The 19,178-nt window shown below is 52.3% G+C and carries 18 protein-coding genes; 4 read left to right on the top strand and 14 right to left on the bottom strand.

Features of this window, described 5'->3' with window-relative positions:
• Nucleotide 1 precedes the first annotated feature (1 nt).
• Together ACORNT_RS12245 and ACORNT_RS12240 are read left to right on the top strand one after the other, a co-directional pair.
• Nucleotides 2-499, top strand: a complete 498-nt coding sequence (locus tag ACORNT_RS12245) for a phosphatidylglycerophosphatase A (protein ID WP_321391141.1) — start codon at nucleotides 2-4, stop codon at nucleotides 497-499.
• Nucleotides 492-989, top strand: coding sequence for a CinA family protein (locus tag ACORNT_RS12240; RefSeq protein WP_321391138.1), 498 nt, complete (start codon nucleotides 492-494; stop codon nucleotides 987-989). Before ACORNT_RS12245 ends, ACORNT_RS12240 begins: the two co-directional genes overlap by 8 nt.
• On the opposite strand, the gene ACORNT_RS12235 is transcribed toward ACORNT_RS12240, so the two are convergent.
• The 3 genes from ACORNT_RS12235 to ACORNT_RS12225 are packed head-to-tail and all read right to left on the bottom strand — an operon-like array spanning nucleotide 976 to nucleotide 4,435.
• The gene (locus ACORNT_RS12235) at nucleotides 976-1,761 is read right to left on the bottom strand and encodes a class I SAM-dependent methyltransferase (protein WP_321391135.1); all 786 of its coding nucleotides are present in this window, start codon (nucleotides 1,759-1,761) and stop codon (nucleotides 976-978) included. The genes ACORNT_RS12240 and ACORNT_RS12235 overlap by 14 nt on opposite strands.
• A gap of 18 nt (nucleotides 1,762-1,779) precedes the next feature.
• The gene (locus tag ACORNT_RS12230; protein WP_321391132.1) at nucleotides 1,780-2,925 is read right to left on the bottom strand and encodes a CDP-alcohol phosphatidyltransferase family protein; all 1,146 of its coding nucleotides are present in this window, start codon (nucleotides 2,923-2,925) and stop codon (nucleotides 1,780-1,782) included.
• Nucleotides 2,918-4,435 carry an oligosaccharide flippase family protein gene (locus ACORNT_RS12225; protein ID WP_321391129.1) on the bottom strand — a complete coding sequence of 506 codons (1,518 nt, stop codon included), beginning with the start codon at nucleotides 4,433-4,435 and terminating at the stop codon, nucleotides 2,918-2,920. Before ACORNT_RS12225 ends, ACORNT_RS12230 begins: the two co-directional genes overlap by 8 nt.
• A gap of 293 nt (nucleotides 4,436-4,728) precedes the next feature.
• Between ACORNT_RS12225 and ACORNT_RS12220 the strand changes: the two genes are divergently transcribed.
• Entirely contained in the window at nucleotides 4,729-5,358 is a 630-nt protein-coding gene (locus ACORNT_RS12220; protein ID WP_321391126.1) for a PEP-CTERM sorting domain-containing protein, read from the top strand.
• Between the two features lie 50 nt (nucleotides 5,359-5,408).
• Here the strand turns inward: ACORNT_RS12220 and ACORNT_RS12215 are convergent, their stop codons facing one another.
• From ACORNT_RS12215 to tpiA, 11 genes are all read right to left on the bottom strand, one after another.
• Nucleotides 5,409-5,843, bottom strand: coding sequence for a type II toxin-antitoxin system RatA family toxin (locus tag ACORNT_RS12215; RefSeq protein WP_321391123.1), 435 nt, complete (start codon nucleotides 5,841-5,843; stop codon nucleotides 5,409-5,411).
• Nucleotides 5,843-6,868, bottom strand: coding sequence for a lipoyl synthase (gene lipA / locus ACORNT_RS12210; protein ID WP_321391120.1), 1,026 nt, complete (start codon nucleotides 6,866-6,868; stop codon nucleotides 5,843-5,845). Before lipA ends, ACORNT_RS12215 begins: the two co-directional genes overlap by 1 nt.
• Before the next feature lie 33 nt (nucleotides 6,869-6,901).
• A complete protein-coding gene (gene lpdA, locus ACORNT_RS12205) occupies nucleotides 6,902-8,323 on the bottom strand; it encodes a dihydrolipoyl dehydrogenase (RefSeq protein ID WP_321391118.1) in 1,422 nt (473 codons plus the stop codon).
• A gap of 12 nt (nucleotides 8,324-8,335) precedes the next feature.
• Nucleotides 8,336-9,610, bottom strand: coding sequence for a pyruvate dehydrogenase complex dihydrolipoamide acetyltransferase (locus ACORNT_RS12200; RefSeq protein WP_321391115.1), 1,275 nt, complete (start codon nucleotides 9,608-9,610; stop codon nucleotides 8,336-8,338).
• A gap of 13 nt (nucleotides 9,611-9,623) precedes the next feature.
• Nucleotides 9,624-11,000: a pyruvate dehydrogenase complex E1 component subunit beta gene (locus ACORNT_RS12195; RefSeq protein ID WP_321391113.1), complete on the bottom strand. Its 1,377-nt coding sequence runs from the start codon at nucleotides 10,998-11,000 to the stop codon at nucleotides 9,624-9,626.
• A 14-nt stretch (nucleotides 11,001-11,014) separates the two neighbouring features.
• Nucleotides 11,015-12,094, bottom strand: coding sequence for a pyruvate dehydrogenase (acetyl-transferring) E1 component subunit alpha (pdhA, locus tag ACORNT_RS12190; RefSeq protein ID WP_321391110.1), 1,080 nt, complete (start codon nucleotides 12,092-12,094; stop codon nucleotides 11,015-11,017).
• A 189-nt stretch (nucleotides 12,095-12,283) separates the two neighbouring features.
• Nucleotides 12,284-12,616 (bottom strand): septum formation initiator family protein, encoded by a 333-nt coding sequence (locus tag ACORNT_RS12185; protein ID WP_321391108.1) that lies wholly within the window; start codon nucleotides 12,614-12,616, stop codon nucleotides 12,284-12,286.
• 257 nt (nucleotides 12,617-12,873) lie between these two features.
• Nucleotides 12,874-14,145 carry a phosphopyruvate hydratase gene (gene eno / locus ACORNT_RS12180; protein ID WP_321391106.1) on the bottom strand — a complete coding sequence of 424 codons (1,272 nt, stop codon included), beginning with the start codon at nucleotides 14,143-14,145 and terminating at the stop codon, nucleotides 12,874-12,876.
• Between the two features lie 27 nt (nucleotides 14,146-14,172).
• On the bottom strand, nucleotides 14,173-15,807 hold the full coding sequence (locus tag ACORNT_RS12175; protein WP_321391103.1) for a CTP synthase: 1,635 nt from the start codon (nucleotides 15,805-15,807) through the stop codon (nucleotides 14,173-14,175).
• Between the two features lie 62 nt (nucleotides 15,808-15,869).
• Nucleotides 15,870-16,187 (bottom strand): preprotein translocase subunit SecG, encoded by a 318-nt coding sequence (gene secG / locus ACORNT_RS12170; RefSeq protein ID WP_321391099.1) that lies wholly within the window; start codon nucleotides 16,185-16,187, stop codon nucleotides 15,870-15,872.
• A 102-nt stretch (nucleotides 16,188-16,289) separates the two neighbouring features.
• Nucleotides 16,290-17,039 (bottom strand): triose-phosphate isomerase, encoded by a 750-nt coding sequence (tpiA, locus tag ACORNT_RS12165; protein WP_321391098.1) that lies wholly within the window; start codon nucleotides 17,037-17,039, stop codon nucleotides 16,290-16,292.
• A 214-nt stretch (nucleotides 17,040-17,253) separates the two neighbouring features.
• Between tpiA and ACORNT_RS12160 the strand changes: the two genes are divergently transcribed.
• On the top strand, nucleotides 17,254-19,164 hold the full coding sequence (locus tag ACORNT_RS12160) for a SurA N-terminal domain-containing protein (protein ID WP_321391094.1): 1,911 nt from the start codon (nucleotides 17,254-17,256) through the stop codon (nucleotides 19,162-19,164).
• Nucleotides 19,165-19,178 lie beyond the last annotated feature (14 nt).

Here is a 19,178-nt window from a genome sequence, read left to right as displayed (position 1 = left end):
TATGGCAAGCTGGATAAAAAACTGGCCGGCCTCCCCACTTCATCCGGCCTTTATCATCGCCACCTGGTTTTACAGCGGCCTTCTGCCCAGAGCGCCCGGCACATGGGGATCACTTGCCGCCCTACCCTTTGCCTGGCTACTGATTGAGTATGGCGCTCTGCCCGGCCTTGCCGCAGGTATTGTCTTTTCCTTTTTGATCGGCATATGGTCCAGCAGGGTTTATATGCAGGTTTCCGGACGGATCGATCCGGGTGAAGTCGTGATCGACGAGGTTTGCGGCATCTGGATTACATGTCTGCCTCTGATCCTGATCCCGGCCCCCGTCTCGCTGGAAGACTACGGCATGGCTTTTGCCTTATTCCGCCTTTTTGATATCCTGAAACCCTGGCCGATCCGTATTTTTGATCGCAAGCACAGTGCCTTTGGCGTCATGATGGATGATGTGGTTGCCGGTATTATGGCGGCACTCTTGTTATGGGGATATAAAATCTATGTTTGACGATGAACTCATCACACTGGCCACCGAGGTTCTGGACAAGGCCCGCGCCAAAGGGATCCACCTCGCCAGTGCAGAATCCTGTACCGGCGGATTGATCATGGGATGCCTGACCGAAATTGCCGGGTCTTCCGATGTTGTGGACCGGGGATTTATCACCTATACCAACCGCGCCAAGATGGAAGTTCTGGGTGTATCGGCGAATATAATCCGGGATCACGGCGCAGTCAGTGAAGCCTGCGCCCGGGCCATGGCAGAAGGCGCCCTCGCCGCCTCCTCCGCCACCATCGCCGTCGCCGTCACCGGTGTTGCAGGCCCAGGGGGTGGGTCAGTCGAAAAACCGGTCGGACTGGTTCATATGGCTGTCTGTGGCCGAAATGGAGATAACATGCATCAACGATGTCTATTTGGCGATGTTGGCCGCACAAACGTGCGACTGAGAACTGTTGATAAAGCGCTCGAATTAACCCTGAAAATGATTACTCGGTTCTAGTTCCCTTTTGCAGAAGAAATGTCACTTTTGACATGGGTTTAAAGTTGGAATGGGATACCTGTGTCGAAATGATTTCCAGGTTATTTTCCTGAAAATACCGGTACCATCCTTTCACACTCCTGAAAGTAAACGGTAATGGCATTCCCAATATGCCCTTGCCCTCAAGGCCTTTGACGATTTTCACAAGGCCGACAATCATGTTTGAATGAAAATCATTCCACATAATAAACAGATGTTGCCAGGGGGAAAAATAGGTATCCTCATAGATAATAATTTTGCTTTTCGAGCATCTGAGAGCCTCTTTGAAAATGACATCCTGATGTTTTACATGATGCAGCATGAATGCCATGATAATCACATCAAAGCTGTTGTCATCAAAGGGAATGGTATAACCGTCATAAAATTTAATCGGGATTCCGGCATCAGCGTAATCAACAACATCTATGCCTGTAACACAGGCATTAAATTTCCGGGCGATATTTTCCCCGAAGCGCCCATTACCGCATCCCACATCAAGTACTGTTTCTCCTTCTTTAATGAAATCCCCGATATCTTCCAATCTCCTCAGAGTCTCTTTTTCCTGGCTCCGGTTTTGAATTTCTGCATATTTCTCACGAGGGATGCACAACAGGTTGATAAAGAACAGGAGTATGGAAAGAAGGAAATAAATAAAGGAAGCTGGCAGGTTAAAGAGGTTTTTCTGCCATGTAATATAAACTGTCCCCGGATTACTGGTTGCTTTAGAAAGTGGCAATTTATTGATATCGTGCACGAGAAATCCCCGATATTTTTAATTGAGCTTGTTTAGGTCTGTCGGAATGGGAACCACTTTTTCCTGCTTTTGGGCCAGAATATAACGGGCGTTAAACAGGATCGCCACATTCCAGACGATCAGCCCGAAAATCAGGCTGGCGGGAATGAGTCTTTCCAGCCCCAAAAGACCAACAATCGCAAAGATAAAGGCGAAACAGTCCCGCTTGAAGAAATAGTTCAGATTGTTGAAGGTGGCGAGCCAAAAGGGATGATTGCCCAGTCGCTTGCGGATGGTCTGGGCGAGAACATCAAAACTGCCGCCGCCGGGGCCGAAATAAAGCAAGGACGTCATCATCAGGATGCCGCTCAACACCAGGGAAATGATATAGCCGCCAAAGACCAGAAACTCCGCACCATAGAAATTCCACAGGGCATATTGCAGGCCGCCCATAAACATCACATTCGCCATCATATCGAGTCCGGTATCCAGACGGGCCCCAAGTGCGGTCTTCGTATAGGTGGACCTGGCAATTTCCCCGTCGACGCCGTCGAGGACGGAAACCAGATGAAACAGCAAACAGCCCCCGACAATCGCGTAAGTGCCGTCAGACAGAAGAGCCCACAGCATGAGCAATGAAAGCAAACCCGTTACCCAGGTAAACGTCATCGGCGAGAAACCGGCTCGTGCCAGCATCCGGCTGATCAGCCCGGAAACCGGCCTGTTCAGGGTTTTTGAAACGATGCCGTCGGTTTCCTTGGCCAGGTTACTGAATATTATCCGCTCGAGCTCCGAGCGACCATGCGCGGCAACCGGGTAGCCACCCTCGACCGGAAGTTCACAGTCAGCAGACACAAGCTCAAACTGTTGCTTCAGGTAAACATCAGGGTAAACAACATCATCCCGGATCCTGACGCAGGGCCGGTCATCTGATACCAACGTTGAGAACTCGGCTTCATCCTTAATAAATACAAGCGTGGCTTTCTTTTCATTGGCAAAGATCTCTGCCGCTTCTTCTGCCTCGCCCAAAACATAAATAATGGATATGTCAAGGTCGCAGAGTTGCTTCAGAATGCGCTGGCGTATCGTCATATTTATCAGCGGCTTGTCACCGCTGCCGGAAGCAATAAGACAGGCATGAAAGTTGGCTGTGGCCGGCAGTGACGCGGTATCGATACTATTCATTCACCGTCCTCCCGACAGGCAAAAGAGATCTTATTTTTTGTTTTTCAACTGTGGAGGAAAACAGGAATATCAATGCAAAATAACAGGGGATAACAACAAGCAGACCTGCCAGGACACCCGGCAAAGAGTCTAATTGAATAACCCGTCCTCCCATACTCAACATTAAAATCGCTACTCCGCCAGCACAAAGTGGTCGCAACAGTCTAGCATCCAACGGGAAGATTTCAAACAATCTCCTGACTATGACAAGACGCAGGATATTCATCACCACGTAGGTTATCAGGATACTGAGTGCTGCACCTTCCCCGCCTAACAGGCCTATCAGCAGATAACAAAGCCCCAGATGAAAGGGTGTCATCACCGCAATGATCATGGGATTTATCGACGGTCGTTTATACAGCAGCAACAACTCGGATATGCCGAGGGAACCGTTAACCGCATCCCCCAAGATAATAAGGGAGAGTATAAGACCGGCGACTGCAAAGTCGGATCCAAAAAGCGACATTAATGCCGAACCATAGAAAAACAGAAGAACGACAATAATCACCTGGATCGATGCCATCCAGTAACTGACCTGGGCCATTTCACTGACGGTCTTCTTCAAGTCGTCACTCTCTACCGACTGGGACAGAACCGGCTCCAGGATCGGATCAAAGCTCTGGCGGATTTTCTTGACTGTAGTCGCCACATTCAGGGCCATGCCGTAAATGCCGACTGTTGAGCTGGAAGTCAGTCCGGACAAAAGAAATACATCGATACGCTGCAGGAAAAAGTTGCCAAGATCATAAACAGCCGTTGGCCCGGAAAAGGTCAACATCGACCGGATCAATCCAAAGTCCGGAATGAAACCCCTGAGATGGGAGATGGAAAATATACGAAAAAATCCGTAGAGAGCCGAGCTGAAAGACAAGCTAATCATGAATAGATAGGCAAACAGAAGCCCCTGTCCCTTCATCCCGAGAAAATAGAAGATAGTCCCAAAAATCAGCAGGCTGTAAGGCTCCATAATGCTCTTGGTGAAAATCTCATAGCGCATCATCCGGAACGCCCTGGTTGAAGCCAGCAGGATTTCCGTCAGCGAATACAGCAGGATAGCAGGCGCAAGAATCAAGGCAGCAGCGGCCATATCCTTCCCGAACAAACTATCGAGCAACGGGTTGCCAAGATAGGTTGCCAGCACAATCAGAGCAGCGAAACTCAGGACAATCATCAGGCAGTTGAGCACGGCCGTGCCGGCTTCCGGCATATTCCTGTCACGGATATGTCCGTTCAGGAATTTAAAGATGGAGCGCTTGAAACCAAAAACCGCCAGAACCGACAGGGTTTCCACATAGGTCACAGCGAAAACAAATTGTCCGAAAATACCCGCACCGTAAAGATGGCCGACCAGCAGAAGGAAGGGAATCCGTGCACCCAGCCGGATCAGAAAACCGCCGAAATTGGCCCCTGCCCCTTTGGCAATATCTTTCTTGTTGTCCTGCGTGACGTCTGCCGCGTTACTCAATTTCATACTTTCAAGTGGAAATATTTATATTTCACAGTTGTCGCATGAAAAACCGGGAAAATAAAGACTGGTTTCATCTTCACCAGCATGAGCCTGTCCTTTTGTGAAAGTAATCCCGGCTTTTCATTCCCGATGTTACTTTACTGTAAAATCAGCCCTCTCAACTGTCGGAAAAATTTACACTTATTGCACACTAACAAATGCATACATTATCTTTTCCCCTTTATTTTCATATAGTTAAATAAATGGCATGTAAATTGCTTAAATATTTATATGTATTTAGAAAGAGAGGAAAAATAATGAGTAAAGTTCTTAAAAAAATAGTTATGGCGGCTGCCGTTGCCAGCAGCATGTTTTTCGGCATCCAGGGGGCTTCAGCCACAGCCCTTGATGTGGGCGTTACTTCAGGATCCGGCTGCTGCGGGAGCTCCACACGGGGGTTCTGGTTTGTTGCCCCGACAGAATTTACAATCACTGGAATTTCCTTCCCGCTGGATAGTGTACAGGACAGCACACTCGAGATCGTATTGCTGAACTCCACACCGCCGGAATTTTTTTCCACAACAAATGACTTCACGTCACTCGGCTACTGGGAAGACGTTCTGTCCGTGGAAACCAACCTTTATTTTGAAACCGGTGACATTGTCGGCATCCTTGGCTGGGCCGATGGCCGAACTCCTTACAATAATACTGGCGGAGACTACGCTACAACTCTTGGTGGTTTTAATATTACCCTTAGCCGGCTTGGTTTCCAGTTTCTGGGAATGGCCCATGACCTCTGGACCGAAAACGGCACAACAGGCGTTATCAATGTAGAATATGAACTCGGTCGCGTTGGTGATGTAGACGTTTCTGAACCGGCACAGCTTGCTCTGCTGGGCTTTGGCCTTGTCGGCTTCGGCCTGATGCGTCGACGCAAAAACGCTTGATCATTCACAGATAATTTTTGAAACCCCCCCTCCTTCGAGGGGGTGTTTCTTTATGCGTTTCCGTAGAGTTCGTGGGCCCGATTCTCGAATGCCTGAATCATATGGCTGACCGCTTCGGAGAAGAGCGCCCCGACCATTTTCTCGAATAGCCGGTTTTTGAATTCAAAATCCACCAGAAAGTCAATATGGCAACCGCCATATTCCCGCTCGGTAAACTGCCAGCTGTTAACCAGATATTTGAGCGGCCCCTTGATATATTTGACCTCGATTACATTGTCCCCGAGATGGACATGGGAGGTAAAACGCTCCCGGAACATCTTGAAACCGATGATCAGGTCCGCATGAAAATCCTTGTCTTTCCGATTGTAAACCCGGGTTCCCTGACACCAGGGCAGGAATTCCTGATAGGAACCGACATCGGCCACCAGATCATACATCTGCTCGGCCCGGTACGGCAGATCGCGTTTGTCTTCAAATCTGGGCATCAGTCTTCAGAGGATTCTGACTGGTTGGGATTAAGTCGGGCCATTTCCTCAATGTCCACTGGTGCATCACCAGAAACCTTCAAGGCTTTTGCCCCCTCTTTGGCGATTTTTTCCTCCCGCGCGGCCTTCAGCTTTTCAAAATCAGATCCCGCATGGTGGGAAGAGCGGGTCAGCGGCGATGCAGACACCATCAGGAACCCCTTGGCGCGGGCGACCCGGGCGTAATTGGCAAAATCATCAGGTTTAACAAATTCCTCCACCGTCGCATGGCGTGGTGTCGGCTGCAGATACTGGCCGATAGTGATGAAATCCACATTGGCGGACCGCATGTCATCCATCACCTGGTGCACTTCCTGCTTTGTCTCGCCCAGACCGACCATAATACCGGATTTGGTGAAGATGGTCGGGTCTACTTCCTTGACCCGGTCCAGCAGGCGCAGGGAATGGAAATAGCGGGCCCCCGGGCGAATGCGGGTATAGTTGCGCGGCACCGTCTCCAAGTTGTGGTTGAACACATCGGGGCGGGCTTCGATCACCTTTTCCAAAGCTCCAGGTTTGTTGCGGAAGTCCGGTGTCAGGATCTCAATGGTGGTGCCCGGGGCTTCTTCCCGCAGCCGTTTTATCACCTTCACAAACTGATCGGCGCCACCGTCTTCCAGATCATCCCGGTCAACGGACGTAACCACGATATGATTGAGCCCCATCTTGCCGGCGGCAATAGCCACATTGTCCGGTTCAAGAGGATCCACCGGATTACCCTTGCCGGTTTTGATATTACAAAAGGCGCAGGCCCGGGTGCAGGTATCCCCCAGGATCATCACCGTGGCGTGTTTTTTATCCCAGCATTCGCCAATATTTGGACAGGCAGCTTCCTGACAGACCGTATGCAGGTTCAGGTCCTGCATCATCTTGCGGGTTTCGTGATAGCCTTTGGAGACCGGCGCCTTTACCCGGATCCAGTCCGGCTTGCGGAGACGGTTTTGATTGTCCCTGATCGGGGTCACTTTATCGCTTTCACTGCTCACAACGATGCTTCCTGTTCAAATTTGGCGTCTGGCCTAAAAATGGATGGCTTTGCCGTAGGCGTCAAGCACTGATTCATGCATCATTTCGGAAAGTGTCGGATGCGGGAAGACCGTATGCATCAGTTCGGTTTCCGTGGTTTCCAGCGTCCGGGCAACAACATAGCCCTGGATCAGTTCGGTCACCTCGGCACCAACCATATGGGCGCCCAGAAGTTCGCCGGTCTTTTCATCAAAGATGGTTTTGATCATGCCCTCCGCCTCGCCAAGGGCAATGGCCTTGCCGTTGCCGATGAAGGGGAACCGACCGACCTTGATTTTCAAACCTTTATCCCTGGCGGCTTTTTCAGTGAGACCGACGCTGGCCACCTGCGGCCGGCAATAGGTACAGCCCGGGATGTTGGACTTGTCCATGGGATGCAGGTCCCTGATCTCCTTGTTACCAAGGTCTTTGGCAATTTTTTCGACGGCAATAACACCTTCATGACTGGCTTTATGGGCAAGCCAGGGCGCACCGGTCAGGTCGCCGATGGCATAGACACCCTTGACGCCGGTAAAGCCCCACTCATCGGTGACCACATGGCCGCGGTCGACCTTGATACCGTTTTCCTCGAGCCCGATGCCTTCCACATTGCCGGTAATGCCGATGGCCAGGATGACCTTTTCCACTTCGATGGTCTGGGCCTTGCCGGATTTATCCTCAACAGTGCAGACAACACTGTTCTTTTTCCTGTCCAGCTTGGTCACGGAAGCTTCCGTCATCAGTTTCAGGCCCTGGGCCTTGAAGGACTTGGCGGCAAAGGCGGAGATTTCCTCGTCCTCCACCGGCAGCACCCGGTCCATCATTTCGACCACAGTCACATCGGCACCAAATTCGTTATAGAAGCTGGCAAATTCGATGCCAATGGCGCCGGAACCGATCACCAGCATGGATTTTGGCATTTCTTTCGGCGTCATGGCGTGTTTGTAGGTCCAGACCTGGTCACCGTCCGCCTTCAGGTGCGGCAGTTCCCGGGCGCGGGCGCCGGTGGCCAGGATGATATGACCGGCTTCCACGTCGGCAACTTTCTTGCCGTCCTTTTCCACGGCAATATGTCCCGGTTTGACCAGTTTTCCGTAACCGTCAAAGACTGTGACCTTGTTTTTCTTCATCAGGCCTTTGACGCCTGAATTGAGCTGCTTGGCCACACCGCGGCTGCGTTTGATCACTGCTTCAATGTCAAAGCTGACATTATCCGCGCTTAACCCGTAATCGGCCGCATGCTTCATATTATGATAGACTTCTGCGGATCTCAGCAGTGCCTTGGTCGGGATACAGCCCCAGTTCAGGCAGATACCGCCGAGATGTTCCGCTTCCACAAGGGCGGTTTTCAGACCAAGCTGGGCCGAACGGATCGCCGCCACATACCCACCGGGCCCGCCACCCACGACAACAAGATCAAATTTCTGTGCAGACATATTCCGGGTCTCCTAAAGCAGCATGGTGGACGGTGTTTCAAGGAAGATCTTGACTGCATCAAGGAACCTGGCCCCGACAGCGCCGTCAATGGCTCGATGGTCACAGGCCAGGTTGACAGACATCACCGTTGCCGAAACCACCTGACCGTTCTTGATCACAGCCCGCTGTTCGCCGCTGCCGACGGCAAGGATGGCGGCCTGCGGCGGATTGATCACGGCCTGGAACGTTTTGATACCGAACATCCCCAGGTTGGAAATGGAGAAGGTGCCACCATGATAGTCCTCAGGCATCAGTTTGCCGTCACGGGCTTTCTTGGCCAGCGCCTTGGTTTCCTCTGAAATCTGACGCAGGCCCTTGTGTTCCGCCCCGCGGATCACGGGTGTTACCAGACCGCCGTCAATGGCAACCGCCACAGACACATCGGCGCGTTCATACTGGCGCATGACATCACCGGCAAACTGAACATTGGCTTCCGGCACTTTTTTCAGCGCCAGGGCACAGGCCCGGATGATGAAGTCGTTGACGGACAGTTTATATTCGTCGCTCATGGCATTAAGCTGCTTGCGGGCTTCCAGAAGATTATCCAGTTCGATATCCACACCAAGATAGAAGTGCGGCACATTCTGTTTGGATTCTGTCAGGCGCTTGGCAATGGTTTTGCGCATGCTGGACAGTTTGATTTCCTGATAAGGTGCGTCCACGCCCATATCTACTCCGCCCATAGCGACCGCCGCCGCCGACGATTTTGCACCCGGCTTGAAGGCCTCCACATCCCGCTTCACGATCCGTCCATGCGGACCGCTGCCGGAAATAGCGGAAATATCATATCCCTGCTGCTCAGCGATACGCCGGGCCAGGGGTGAGGCAAAAACCCGTCCGCCTGTTGCCGGCGCAGGAGCCGTAGCAGCAGGTTTTGCTGCCGGTGTAGAAGTCGTTACTGCCGGTGCAGTTTTCGCTGCAGCCGGGGCTTCTGTTACAGCAGGTGCTTCGGCAGGTTTTGGAGCTGCTTTGGCGCTATATCCTTCGAGAACCGAGGCATCCTCCCCCTCCTCCAGAAGAAGAGCAATCAGCTCACCGACTTTAACTTCCTCGGTTCCTTCCGGCACCAGGATTTTGCCAACGACACCCTCGTCGATGCTTTCATATTCCATGGTCGCCTTGTCGGTTTCAATTTCTGCCAGGATGGTGCCGCTTTCCACAGCATCCCCTTCCTTGACGGACCAGGTGGCAAGTGTACCGCTTTCCATGGTCGGGGACAGGGCCGGCATACGTAATTCGATTGGCATATCTTCTCTCCCCTTAATCCTGGTAGCAGACGGCTTTGGCGGCCTTGACCACCTTGTCTGCGTTTACCAGGGCAAGTTTCTCCAGATTGGCTGCGTAAGGCATGGGCACATCTTCATTGGCGCACCGCATCACCGGGGCATCCAGATAGTCAAAAGCCTCTTCCATAATACGGGCCGAAAGTTCCGCTGACACACCGCAGGTGGCCCAGCCTTCCTCGACACAGACTACCCGGTTGGTTTTCTGTACGGATTTGATTACCGTTTCCATATCCAGCGGACGAATGGTGCGCAGGTCGATCACTTCGGCGCTGATGCCCTGTTCCGCCAGCTTGTCGGCGGCTTCCAGTGACGTCCTGACGCCAATGGAATAACTGACCAGCGTGACATCCGTTCCGGCCCGGGCAACCTTGGCCTTGCCGATTGGCACCACATAATCTTCCACGTCAGGGACTTCGAAACTCTGTCCGTAGGTGATTTCATTCTCCAGGAAAATCACCGGATTCGGATTGCGGATTGCCGCTTTCAGAAGCCCTTTGCAGTCGGCCGCATCATAAGGTGCGATGACAATCAGACCCGGCACATGGGCATACCATGAGGCATAGTTCTGGCTGTGCTGGGCTGCCACGCGGGAGGCAGCGCCGTTGGGGCCGCGAAATACCATAGGGCAGCGGATCTGGCCGCCTGACATATAGTTTGTCTTGCCGGCCGAGTTGATAATCTGGTCAATGGCCTGCATGGCGAAGTTAAAGGTCATGAACTCCACAACCGGCCTCAGACCGGCCATGGCCGCCCCTACACCAAGCCCGGCAAACCCGTGCTCTGTGATTGGCGTATCGATAACCCGCCGCGGACCGAATTCATCGAGAAGTCCCTGCGTGACCTTGTAGGCACCCTGATATTCAGCCACCTCTTCACCCATGACAAAGACATCACCGTCCTTGCGCATCTCTTCCGCCATGGCATCGCGAAGGGCTTCGCGGACGGTTATTTTTTTGAAAGTCGTGCCTTCCGGCAGGGCAGCTTCCTCGGGTGCCAGAGCCGCAGGAGCCTCGGCTGCCGGAACCTCTGCTGCCGGTTCAGCCGAAGGTGTGGCCTTGGCTGCGGGCGCCGGCGCATCGGACAGGCCGTCAAGCGCGGAAGCGTCTTCGCCTTCTTCCAGCAACACTGCAATCCGGGTGCCGACGGCTACTTCTTCTGTTCCTTCCGGTACAAAAATCTTTCCGACAGTGCCTTCTTCATCAGTTTCCAGTTCCATGGTCGCCTTGTCGGTCTCGATTTCTGCAAGAACATCACCGGCGGAGACCTTGTCCCCCTCTTTCACATTCCATTTGGCGACAGTCCCGTCGGTCATGGTCGGGGACATGGCGGGAAGTAATATTTCAATCGGCATTTCAGTCTTCCTTCTTATTCTGCTGCCAAAACATCGGTATAGAGTTCGGACGGATCCGGTTCCGGGCTTTCCTGGGCAAAACTTGCGGCATCGGCTACGACTGCCTTGATTTCCTTGTCAATCACCTTGAGATCGTCTTCCGTAACTTTTTTACTGTCCAGCAGACGCTGCTTCACCTGATCGATGGGATCATGTTCCGCCCGCATTTTCTGAACTTCTTCCTTGGACCGGTATTTTGCCGGATCGGACATGGAATGCCCGCGATATCGATAGGTTTTCATTTCCAGAAGGATCGGACCCTTGCCGCTGCGGCACCATTCCACGGCCCGGTCAGCTGCTTCTTTAACCGCCAGTACATTCATACCGTCAACCGCCTCTCCAGGTATCTTGAAGCTTTCGCCGCGACGATGCAGCTCAACCTCGGAAGAAGCTCTTCTTACCGCCGTACCCATGGCATACTGGTTGTTCTCGATGATGAAAATAACCGGCAGCCCCCAAAGCTCGGCCATGTTGAAGGTCTCATAAACCTGGCCCTGGTTGACAGCGCCGTCGCCGAAATAAACAACAGACACATTGTCAACACCGCGATATTGATGGGCAAAAGCCAGCCCGGCCCCGATCGGCACCTGGGCGCCGACGATTCCGTGACCGCCGTAAAAGCCGTGTTCCACACTGAACATATGCATGGAACCGCCCTTGCCTTTGGAGATACCACCGGACCGTCCGGTCAGTTCGGCCAGAATTTCCTTGGCATCAATGCCACAGGCAATCATATGGGCGTGATCGCGGTAGCTGGTGATGATGCTGTCGCCCTCTTTCAACGCCGCCTGAATGCCGGTTACAACCGCTTCCTGACCGATATAAAGGTGACAGAACCCACCTATCAGGCCCATGCCGTACATTTGGCCAGCTTTTTCCTCGAACCTGCGCATCAACAGCATGGTCCGATAAAATTCGAGCAATTCCTCGGGACTTGCCGCATATTCCTTGCGGGGAGCAGCCTTGCTGCGGCGAGGGGATTTTGCGGGGGATTTTGCAGGTGTTTTCAAAGAGGATTTTGCCCCACTTTTACGGGGCGAGACATCGTTTGCCATGTTTTTCAGCCTATATTTTGATGTTTTGCAACTTCATATTTACTATATTAATTGTTAAAAGTTATTGAAAAACAAGAAAAAAATAGAATTAACCGCGAAATGATTAATTTCACGTTTTGAAACGTAAAGCCAAATATTATTTTGTTATGATATAAAAATCAGAATATTGACCTGTAATTTATAATAAAATTACATAAATGAAGATGTTGTTGAATTTTCCTGAATGATAATTTCATCTTCATGACTGTAGCCGAGATAGCGCCGGCTCATTTCATCAAGGTAGTCAGGGTCAACATTATCGCTGTCGAGAAGGTCAAGATGAGTCTCCAGTTCCGTGCGAACGGAATGGATTTCCTCATACTCTGCCTGAAGAGTATCGATGTCTTTCTGCAATTCAACATGGGCCGGCAGACCGTTCTTGCCATGCAGGGCATGAAAGCCGAAATAGGACAGCACAAACAGGCTGGCGAGAGGCACAGCCATTTTCTGAAAGCGGTTTATGATGTCCTGTATCTTTTTCATACCCCTAGAGAATCACAGGTGATTCGACGGGTCAAGTGATTTTGTTATTTTTTTTCTTTTAGAGTCAAGGCGCTAGGCCTGAACACTATATCTGGTAGCAGGAATGTTTGAAGGCCATAGAAAAGCATCGGCTGCCATCCTTACCTCATCCGGGCCCCTGATGCGGATCGATAATTTTATACCTCCCCAAACAAAAGGCCCCGAAGTTTCCTTCAGAGCCTCATTCTTTATGACTGCCTTGTAATGAAGGCAATTTATTACCTTAGGATAGATTTCCCGGCATATTTCGCAGCTTCACCCAGGGCTTCCTCGATACGGATCAGCTGGTTGTATTTGGCCAGCCGGTCGGAACGGGCAAGAGAACCGGTCTTGATCTGTCCGCAGTTGGTGGCAACCGCCAGGTCGGCAATGGTCGCATCCTCGGTCTCTCCGGACCGGTGAGACATCACGGACGTATAGGATGCCCGGTGCGCCATATCAACAGCCTCGAAAGTCTCGGTCAGGGAACCGATCTGGTTCACCTTGACCAGAATGCTGTTGGCGACGCCTTTTTTGATGCCGTCGGCAAGACGTACGGGATTGGTCACGAACAGATCATCCCCAACCAGCTGCACCTTGTCGCCAATCAGGTCGGTGAGGATTTTCCAGCCTTCCCAGTCATCCTCGGCCATACCGTCCTCAATAGACAGGATCGGGAACCGCCTGGTCAGGTCTGCCAGGTATTCGGCCATGCCCTGGCTGTCCAGGGTTTTGCCCTCGCCGCTCAGGACATATTTGCCACCTTTGTAGAATTCGGTGGAGGCGGCATCCAGCGCCAGCATTACCTCTTCTTCCGGCTTGTAACCGGCGGCTTCAATGGCCTGCATGATAAAGCTGAGGGCGTCTTCAGTGCCATTCAGGTTCGGGGCAAAACCGCCCTCGTCACCCACGCTGGTATTATGACCGGCATCGGACAGCTTTTTCTTAAGCGTGTGAAAAATTTCCGCACCAATGCGGACGGCATCCTTAATATTCTCTGCCGCCACGGGCATGATCATGAATTCCTGGATGTCGATGGGATTGTCGGCATGCTCACCTCCGTTGATGATGTTCATCATCGGAACAGGCAGAACGCGGGCAGACGGGCCGCCAAGATAGTTATAAAGCGGCAGGGCAGCTTCATCGGCGGCAGCTTTGGCAGCGGCCATTGAAACGCCAAGAATGGCGTTGGCGCCAAGACGAGCCTTGTTCGGTGTTCCGTCCAGGTCACAGAGGACTTTATCCAGCAGAACCTGTTCTTCGGCATCCATGCCGGTCAGGGCGTCATAAATTTCACCATTGACCGCTTCGACAGCCTTCAGAACACCTTTACCGAGATAACGACTGCCGCCATCGCGCAGTTCAACGGCCTCATGGGCGCCGGTAGAGGCGCCGGATGGTACCGCCGCACGCCCAAAGGCGCCGGTTTCCAGGGTTACATCAACTTCAACGGTCGGATTGCCGCGACTGTCGAGAATTTCGCGGCCGGTGATATCAATAATAGCAGTCATGTTATCCTCTAGGTTCTGGTGGTGGCACTATACCAGTCTTGATTGTTTAACAGCAGCCCCGATGAAAGAGGCAAACAGGGGGTGCGGCTCAAAGGGTTTTGATTTGAGTTCCGGGTGGAACTGCACCCCGATATACCAGGGATGGTCCACTATCTCTACAATTTCCGGCAGCAGGCCGTCGGGTGACAGGCCGGAAAACTTGAGGCCGACCGCTTCCAGCTGCTCACGGTAATTGATGTTCACTTCATAGCGATGACGGTGACGTTCGGAAATGGCTTCGGTACCATAGGCCTCGAATACTTTCGTTCCGGGCAGAATGCGGGCCTTGTAGGCCCCCAGGCGCATGGTGCCGCCCATATCATCTTCCTGGGAACGTTTCTCTGTGCCTTTTTCGGTCTGCCATTCGGTCATCAGGCCGACAACCGGATTTTCGCATTCGCCGAACTCTGTAGAACTGGCATTTTCGATGCCTGCCAGATTGCGGGCCGCCTCGATACAGGCCATCTGCATGCCGAAACAAATACCAAAATAGGGGATTTTATGCACACGCGCATATTGAGCGGCGGCGATCTTGCCTTCTGCACCGCGTTCGCCAAAACCGCCCGGCACCAGAATGCCGTCGACATTTTCAAGGAGTGCCGCCACATCCTCTTCCGTAAATATCTTGGCGTCAAACCATTCAATATTCACTTTCACGTTATTGGCGAACCCGCCATGAACGAGGGCTTCAATCAGAGATTTGTAGGCATCTTTCAGTTCGGTATATTTACCGACAATCGCAATCGTGACTTCCCCTTCGGGATTATTCACATGTTCGACAATCTCATGCCATCTGGACAGGTCGATAGAGGTCTTTGCGGGATCAAGACCGAAAGCAGACAGAATTTCATCATCCAGCCCTTCGGCATGGTAATTCAGCGGCACCTCATAGATGCTGGACGCATCAAGCGCCTGAATTACAGCAGACTCCCGGACGTTGCAGAAGAGGGCAATTTTACGCCGTTCTGAATCAGGAATTTCGTGTTCGGACCGACAGACCAGAATTTCCGGCTGAATACCAATACTGCGCAATTCCTTGACGCTGTGCTGTGTCGGCTTTGTCTTCAGTTCGCCAGCGGCAGACAGAAACGGAACCAGGGTAACATGGACAAAAATGGCCTTTTCCCGGCCCAGTTCATATCCCAACTGGCGAATGGCTTCCATAAAGGGAAGACTTTCGATATCACCGATAGTTCCACCAATCTCGCACAGGACAAAATCCGTGCCTTCCGGCACATCACTCGTGGTGAAGGTTTTAATCGCATCCGTGACATGGGGAATGACCTGGACTGTGGCACCCAGATAGTCGCCCCGGCGTTCCCGGTCAATGATCTGCTGATAGATTCGGCCGGAAGTGACGTTGTCACTCTGATGACAGGGAACACCTGTGAATCGTTCATAATGACCAAGGTCCAGATCGGTTTCGGCGCCGTCGTCGGTCACAAAAACCTCACCATGCTGGTACGGGCTCATGGTGCCCGGATCCACATTCAGATAAGGATCAAGCTTGCGCAGTCTGACAGAGTAGCCCCGGGATTGAAGAAGTGCGCCCAAAGCGGCGGACAGGAGGCCCTTCCCTAAAGAAGAAACAACACCTCCAGTGATAAAAATATAACGCGTCATGGGTCTTTTAAATTCCCGAACAAACTTTTTGTGTGTTTGGCTTAATACCCGATCTGGGGCATTTACTCTGAAACAGGCACTTCAGGGATCTTGATTTCTTCCTCAGGCTGCTCTGTGCTTTGTTCGACCGGTTTATCAAGGACAGAATCTGTTCCGACATCCTCTTTGGCCATAATAGCTAGAACGAGACTAGTGACGAAAAAACCTGTCGCCAAAATTGCCGTTGTTCGGGATAACAGATTAGCCGCACCCCGACTGGAAATCAACCCGGTAGGTCCCCCACCGATACCCAGCGCCCCGCCTTCAGATTGCTGCAACAGAATAACAACGACCAGGGCAAGCGCCAACATCAGATGTATAACAAGAATGACTTCTTGCATTTTAAAACTCTTTTTCTTTAAAGCTGATATTTAAATACCAGACGGCTTTTACTCCAAAGCATAGCAGTTGGCTAGTTTTTTTTTGCCAACTGCCCTGCGCGATCAATCATAAGCCTGAATAATGCCATAAAAGCTGTCGGCCTTCAGGCTTGCACCGCCTACCAGTGCTCCGTTTACATTGTCTACGGACATCAGTTCGCGTGCATTTTCCGGTTTTACCGAACCACCGTACAAGATGCGCACGTTCGCGCCTTCGGTGCCAAAACGTTCGATCAACACCTCGCGAACGGCGGCATGTACCTCGGCCACGTCCGCCGTGGTCGGGGTCCTGCCTGTTCCGATCGCCCATACCGGTTCGTAGGCCACAACTGTGTTGGCAACCACTGCCTCCGCGGGAATGGACTCCCGAACCTGGGAGGTGACCACCGGAAGGGCGTCGCCGGCATCCCGTTCCGCCTCGGTTTCACCAACACAGATAATGGCCGTCAGGCCCTCTTTCTGGGCTGCATCCGCCTTGCCGCGGACCATCTCATTAGTCTCGCCGTGATCCGTGCGTCGTTCCGAATGGGCGACGATAACATATTTACATCCCTGATCCGTGAGCATGGCAGCTGAAATGTCACCGGTATGAGCCCCTGCGATATTGGCATGACAATCCTGTGCGCCAATCTCCACATGATCTCCGGCCACCTGCATGGACTGATGTATTAATGTGAAGGGCGGACATATCAGCACATCACAGCCGGGAGCCCCCTGCCCGAGCAGATCATTCAATTTTTCGATCTCGACAAGATTCTCGGTAACGCCGTTCATTTTCCAGTTACCGGCAACAAGAGCTTTCGGGGTGGCCATGGGGTGATTTTCCTTCCTTTTTATCTCATGAACTCACGTTCCCTAACAGAAATGCTTCGTCATTTCCACTTCCTTTCAAGAAAAAGCCTCTACTGGCTGCTCTTTCCTGTTGCGAACAGGGGGGTAGCTTATTATCATGCCCCAAATTTCCGGGCGGGGAAGTATCGGTACCGGGGAAATAAATAAACAATCAATCATTACAGGTTCAGATTTAATGTTAAATTTTTTCCGCAGCGGACTATCATCCTTCTTCACTCTTGCCCTGCTTGGTGTTCTTGTGGCCAGCTTTGCCCTCTGGGGTATCGGGCGTGACGTCTTTGTCAAGGGAGGAAACAATGTCGCCGTCATCGGAGAAGACAAAGTTACCGCACAGGATTTCGCCCGTCAGTTCCAGGCCCGCCTATACCGGGAACAACAGAATTACAATGGCGAACTGACACAGGAGCTGGCGATCCGCATGGGACTGGCCAATCAGGTGCTACAGACCCAGGTAAACCAGAAAGCCTTTTATGAAGCGGGTCGTCAGGTCGGAATCAGAATTTCGGACGAACGGCTGCGCGATTACATCATATCCCAGACAACCTTCCAGAATGACCTCGGTATCTTCGACCGCTTTACCTTTGAACGTATCGCCCAGAGCCAGGGATTTACATCGAAACAGTTTGAGGAAGTTTTGCGCGAAGATCTTGTCCGTCAGGATTTTGTCACCAGCCTTGTCTCCAACATCCAGGTGCCGCGCGCCGCACTGGAAACCATTTACAAATTTGAACGCGAAAGCCGGACCGCCGATGTGGTGACCATCCGGGCCACCGACATCACAGGCATTCCGGCGGCAGACGATGAAACCCTGAAAGCTTATTACGAGGCGCATTCATCCCGCTATATGGCGCCCGAATATAGGTCCCTCAGCTATATTATCATTTCCCCTGACCAGTTTACCGATGCCATCCAGCTGGATGAACAGGACGTTCTTGACCTTTATGAGGAACGCAAGGACACCTACACGATCCCCGAGAAGCGGACCCTGCAGCAATTGATCCTCAACAGCAGGGAAGAAGCCGACGCGGCCGTTGCCGATCTGAAAGCAGGCATGAACTTCCTTGATGTGGTGGAAAAGCACAGCGACCAGACCCTCGAAGATTCCAACATCGGGAACCAGTCCCCGGCTGACCTGGAAGATGTCTATGGCGAAGCTGCTGCTGCGGCAGTATTCAGCCTGGCTGGTGAAGGTGTGACGGAGCCGGTCGAAACAGACTTCGGCTGGTACATTTTCAATGTCATTGCCATTGAGGCGGGAAGTGCCAGGAGTTTCGTGGAAGTCCGCCCCGAGCTGGAAAAGGAACTCAAGCATCAGAAAGCCATGGATCATGTTTATGACATGACCAACAAGGTGGAAGACGAACTCGCCGGCGGCGCCCGCCTGCAGGAAATTTCCGACAATCTTGGACTGGAACTGAAAACCAGCGCCCTCACCGACCGCAACGGTTTTTCACCAGACGGCAAGATGGCCGAAGGACTGCCCGGAGTGCCGTCGCTGTTGTCCCGCGCTTTTGAGATTGACCCCAGTGACGATCCGACTCTGGATGAGGCGGGCGAAGACTCATTCTATGCCGTTGCCGTTAACGATATCGTTGATGAACACCTTCGCCCCTTTGACGAAGTTTCCCAGGCTGTCAGAACCTCATGGACCTATGATGAAAAGCTCAACAAGGCCGAAGCCATGGCCAACTCTATCGTCGAACAGTCAGGCGAAGGCAAACTGCTGGCGGTGCTGGCAAAAGAAATTGAAGGCGCCACCATCAACACGGTGACCGTCTCCCGCGATGACCGCACCGGCAAGGTTTCAGCCCAGGTGATGGAAGCCATCTTCACCGCCAAAACCGGCGAGATTACTTCCAGCCGGGCGGCCGACCAGAATGGCTTTGTCCTGTTGCAGATTAAATCCAAAACCATGCCGGAAACTGTCCCGGAAAATGTACCGGAGCTGCAGGGTGCCATGTCACGGGTCTATCAGAATGAGATCCTCAGCGCCTATCGCAATTATCTGACCGAGGCCCTGCCCGTTCAGGTCAATGACCGGGTTGTGAAAGCAGTCCTCGACCAGATGTCAAGCGCCGGCGAATAATAACAACAAGGACG

Origin of the sequence: Emcibacter sp., from assembly GCF_963675455.1 — a bacterium.
Classification (GTDB): Bacteria; Pseudomonadota; Alphaproteobacteria; order Sphingomonadales; family Emcibacteraceae; genus Emcibacter.
The sequence above is the reverse complement of the archived record's forward strand: the minus strand, read 5'-3'. Positions and strand labels throughout refer to the sequence as shown.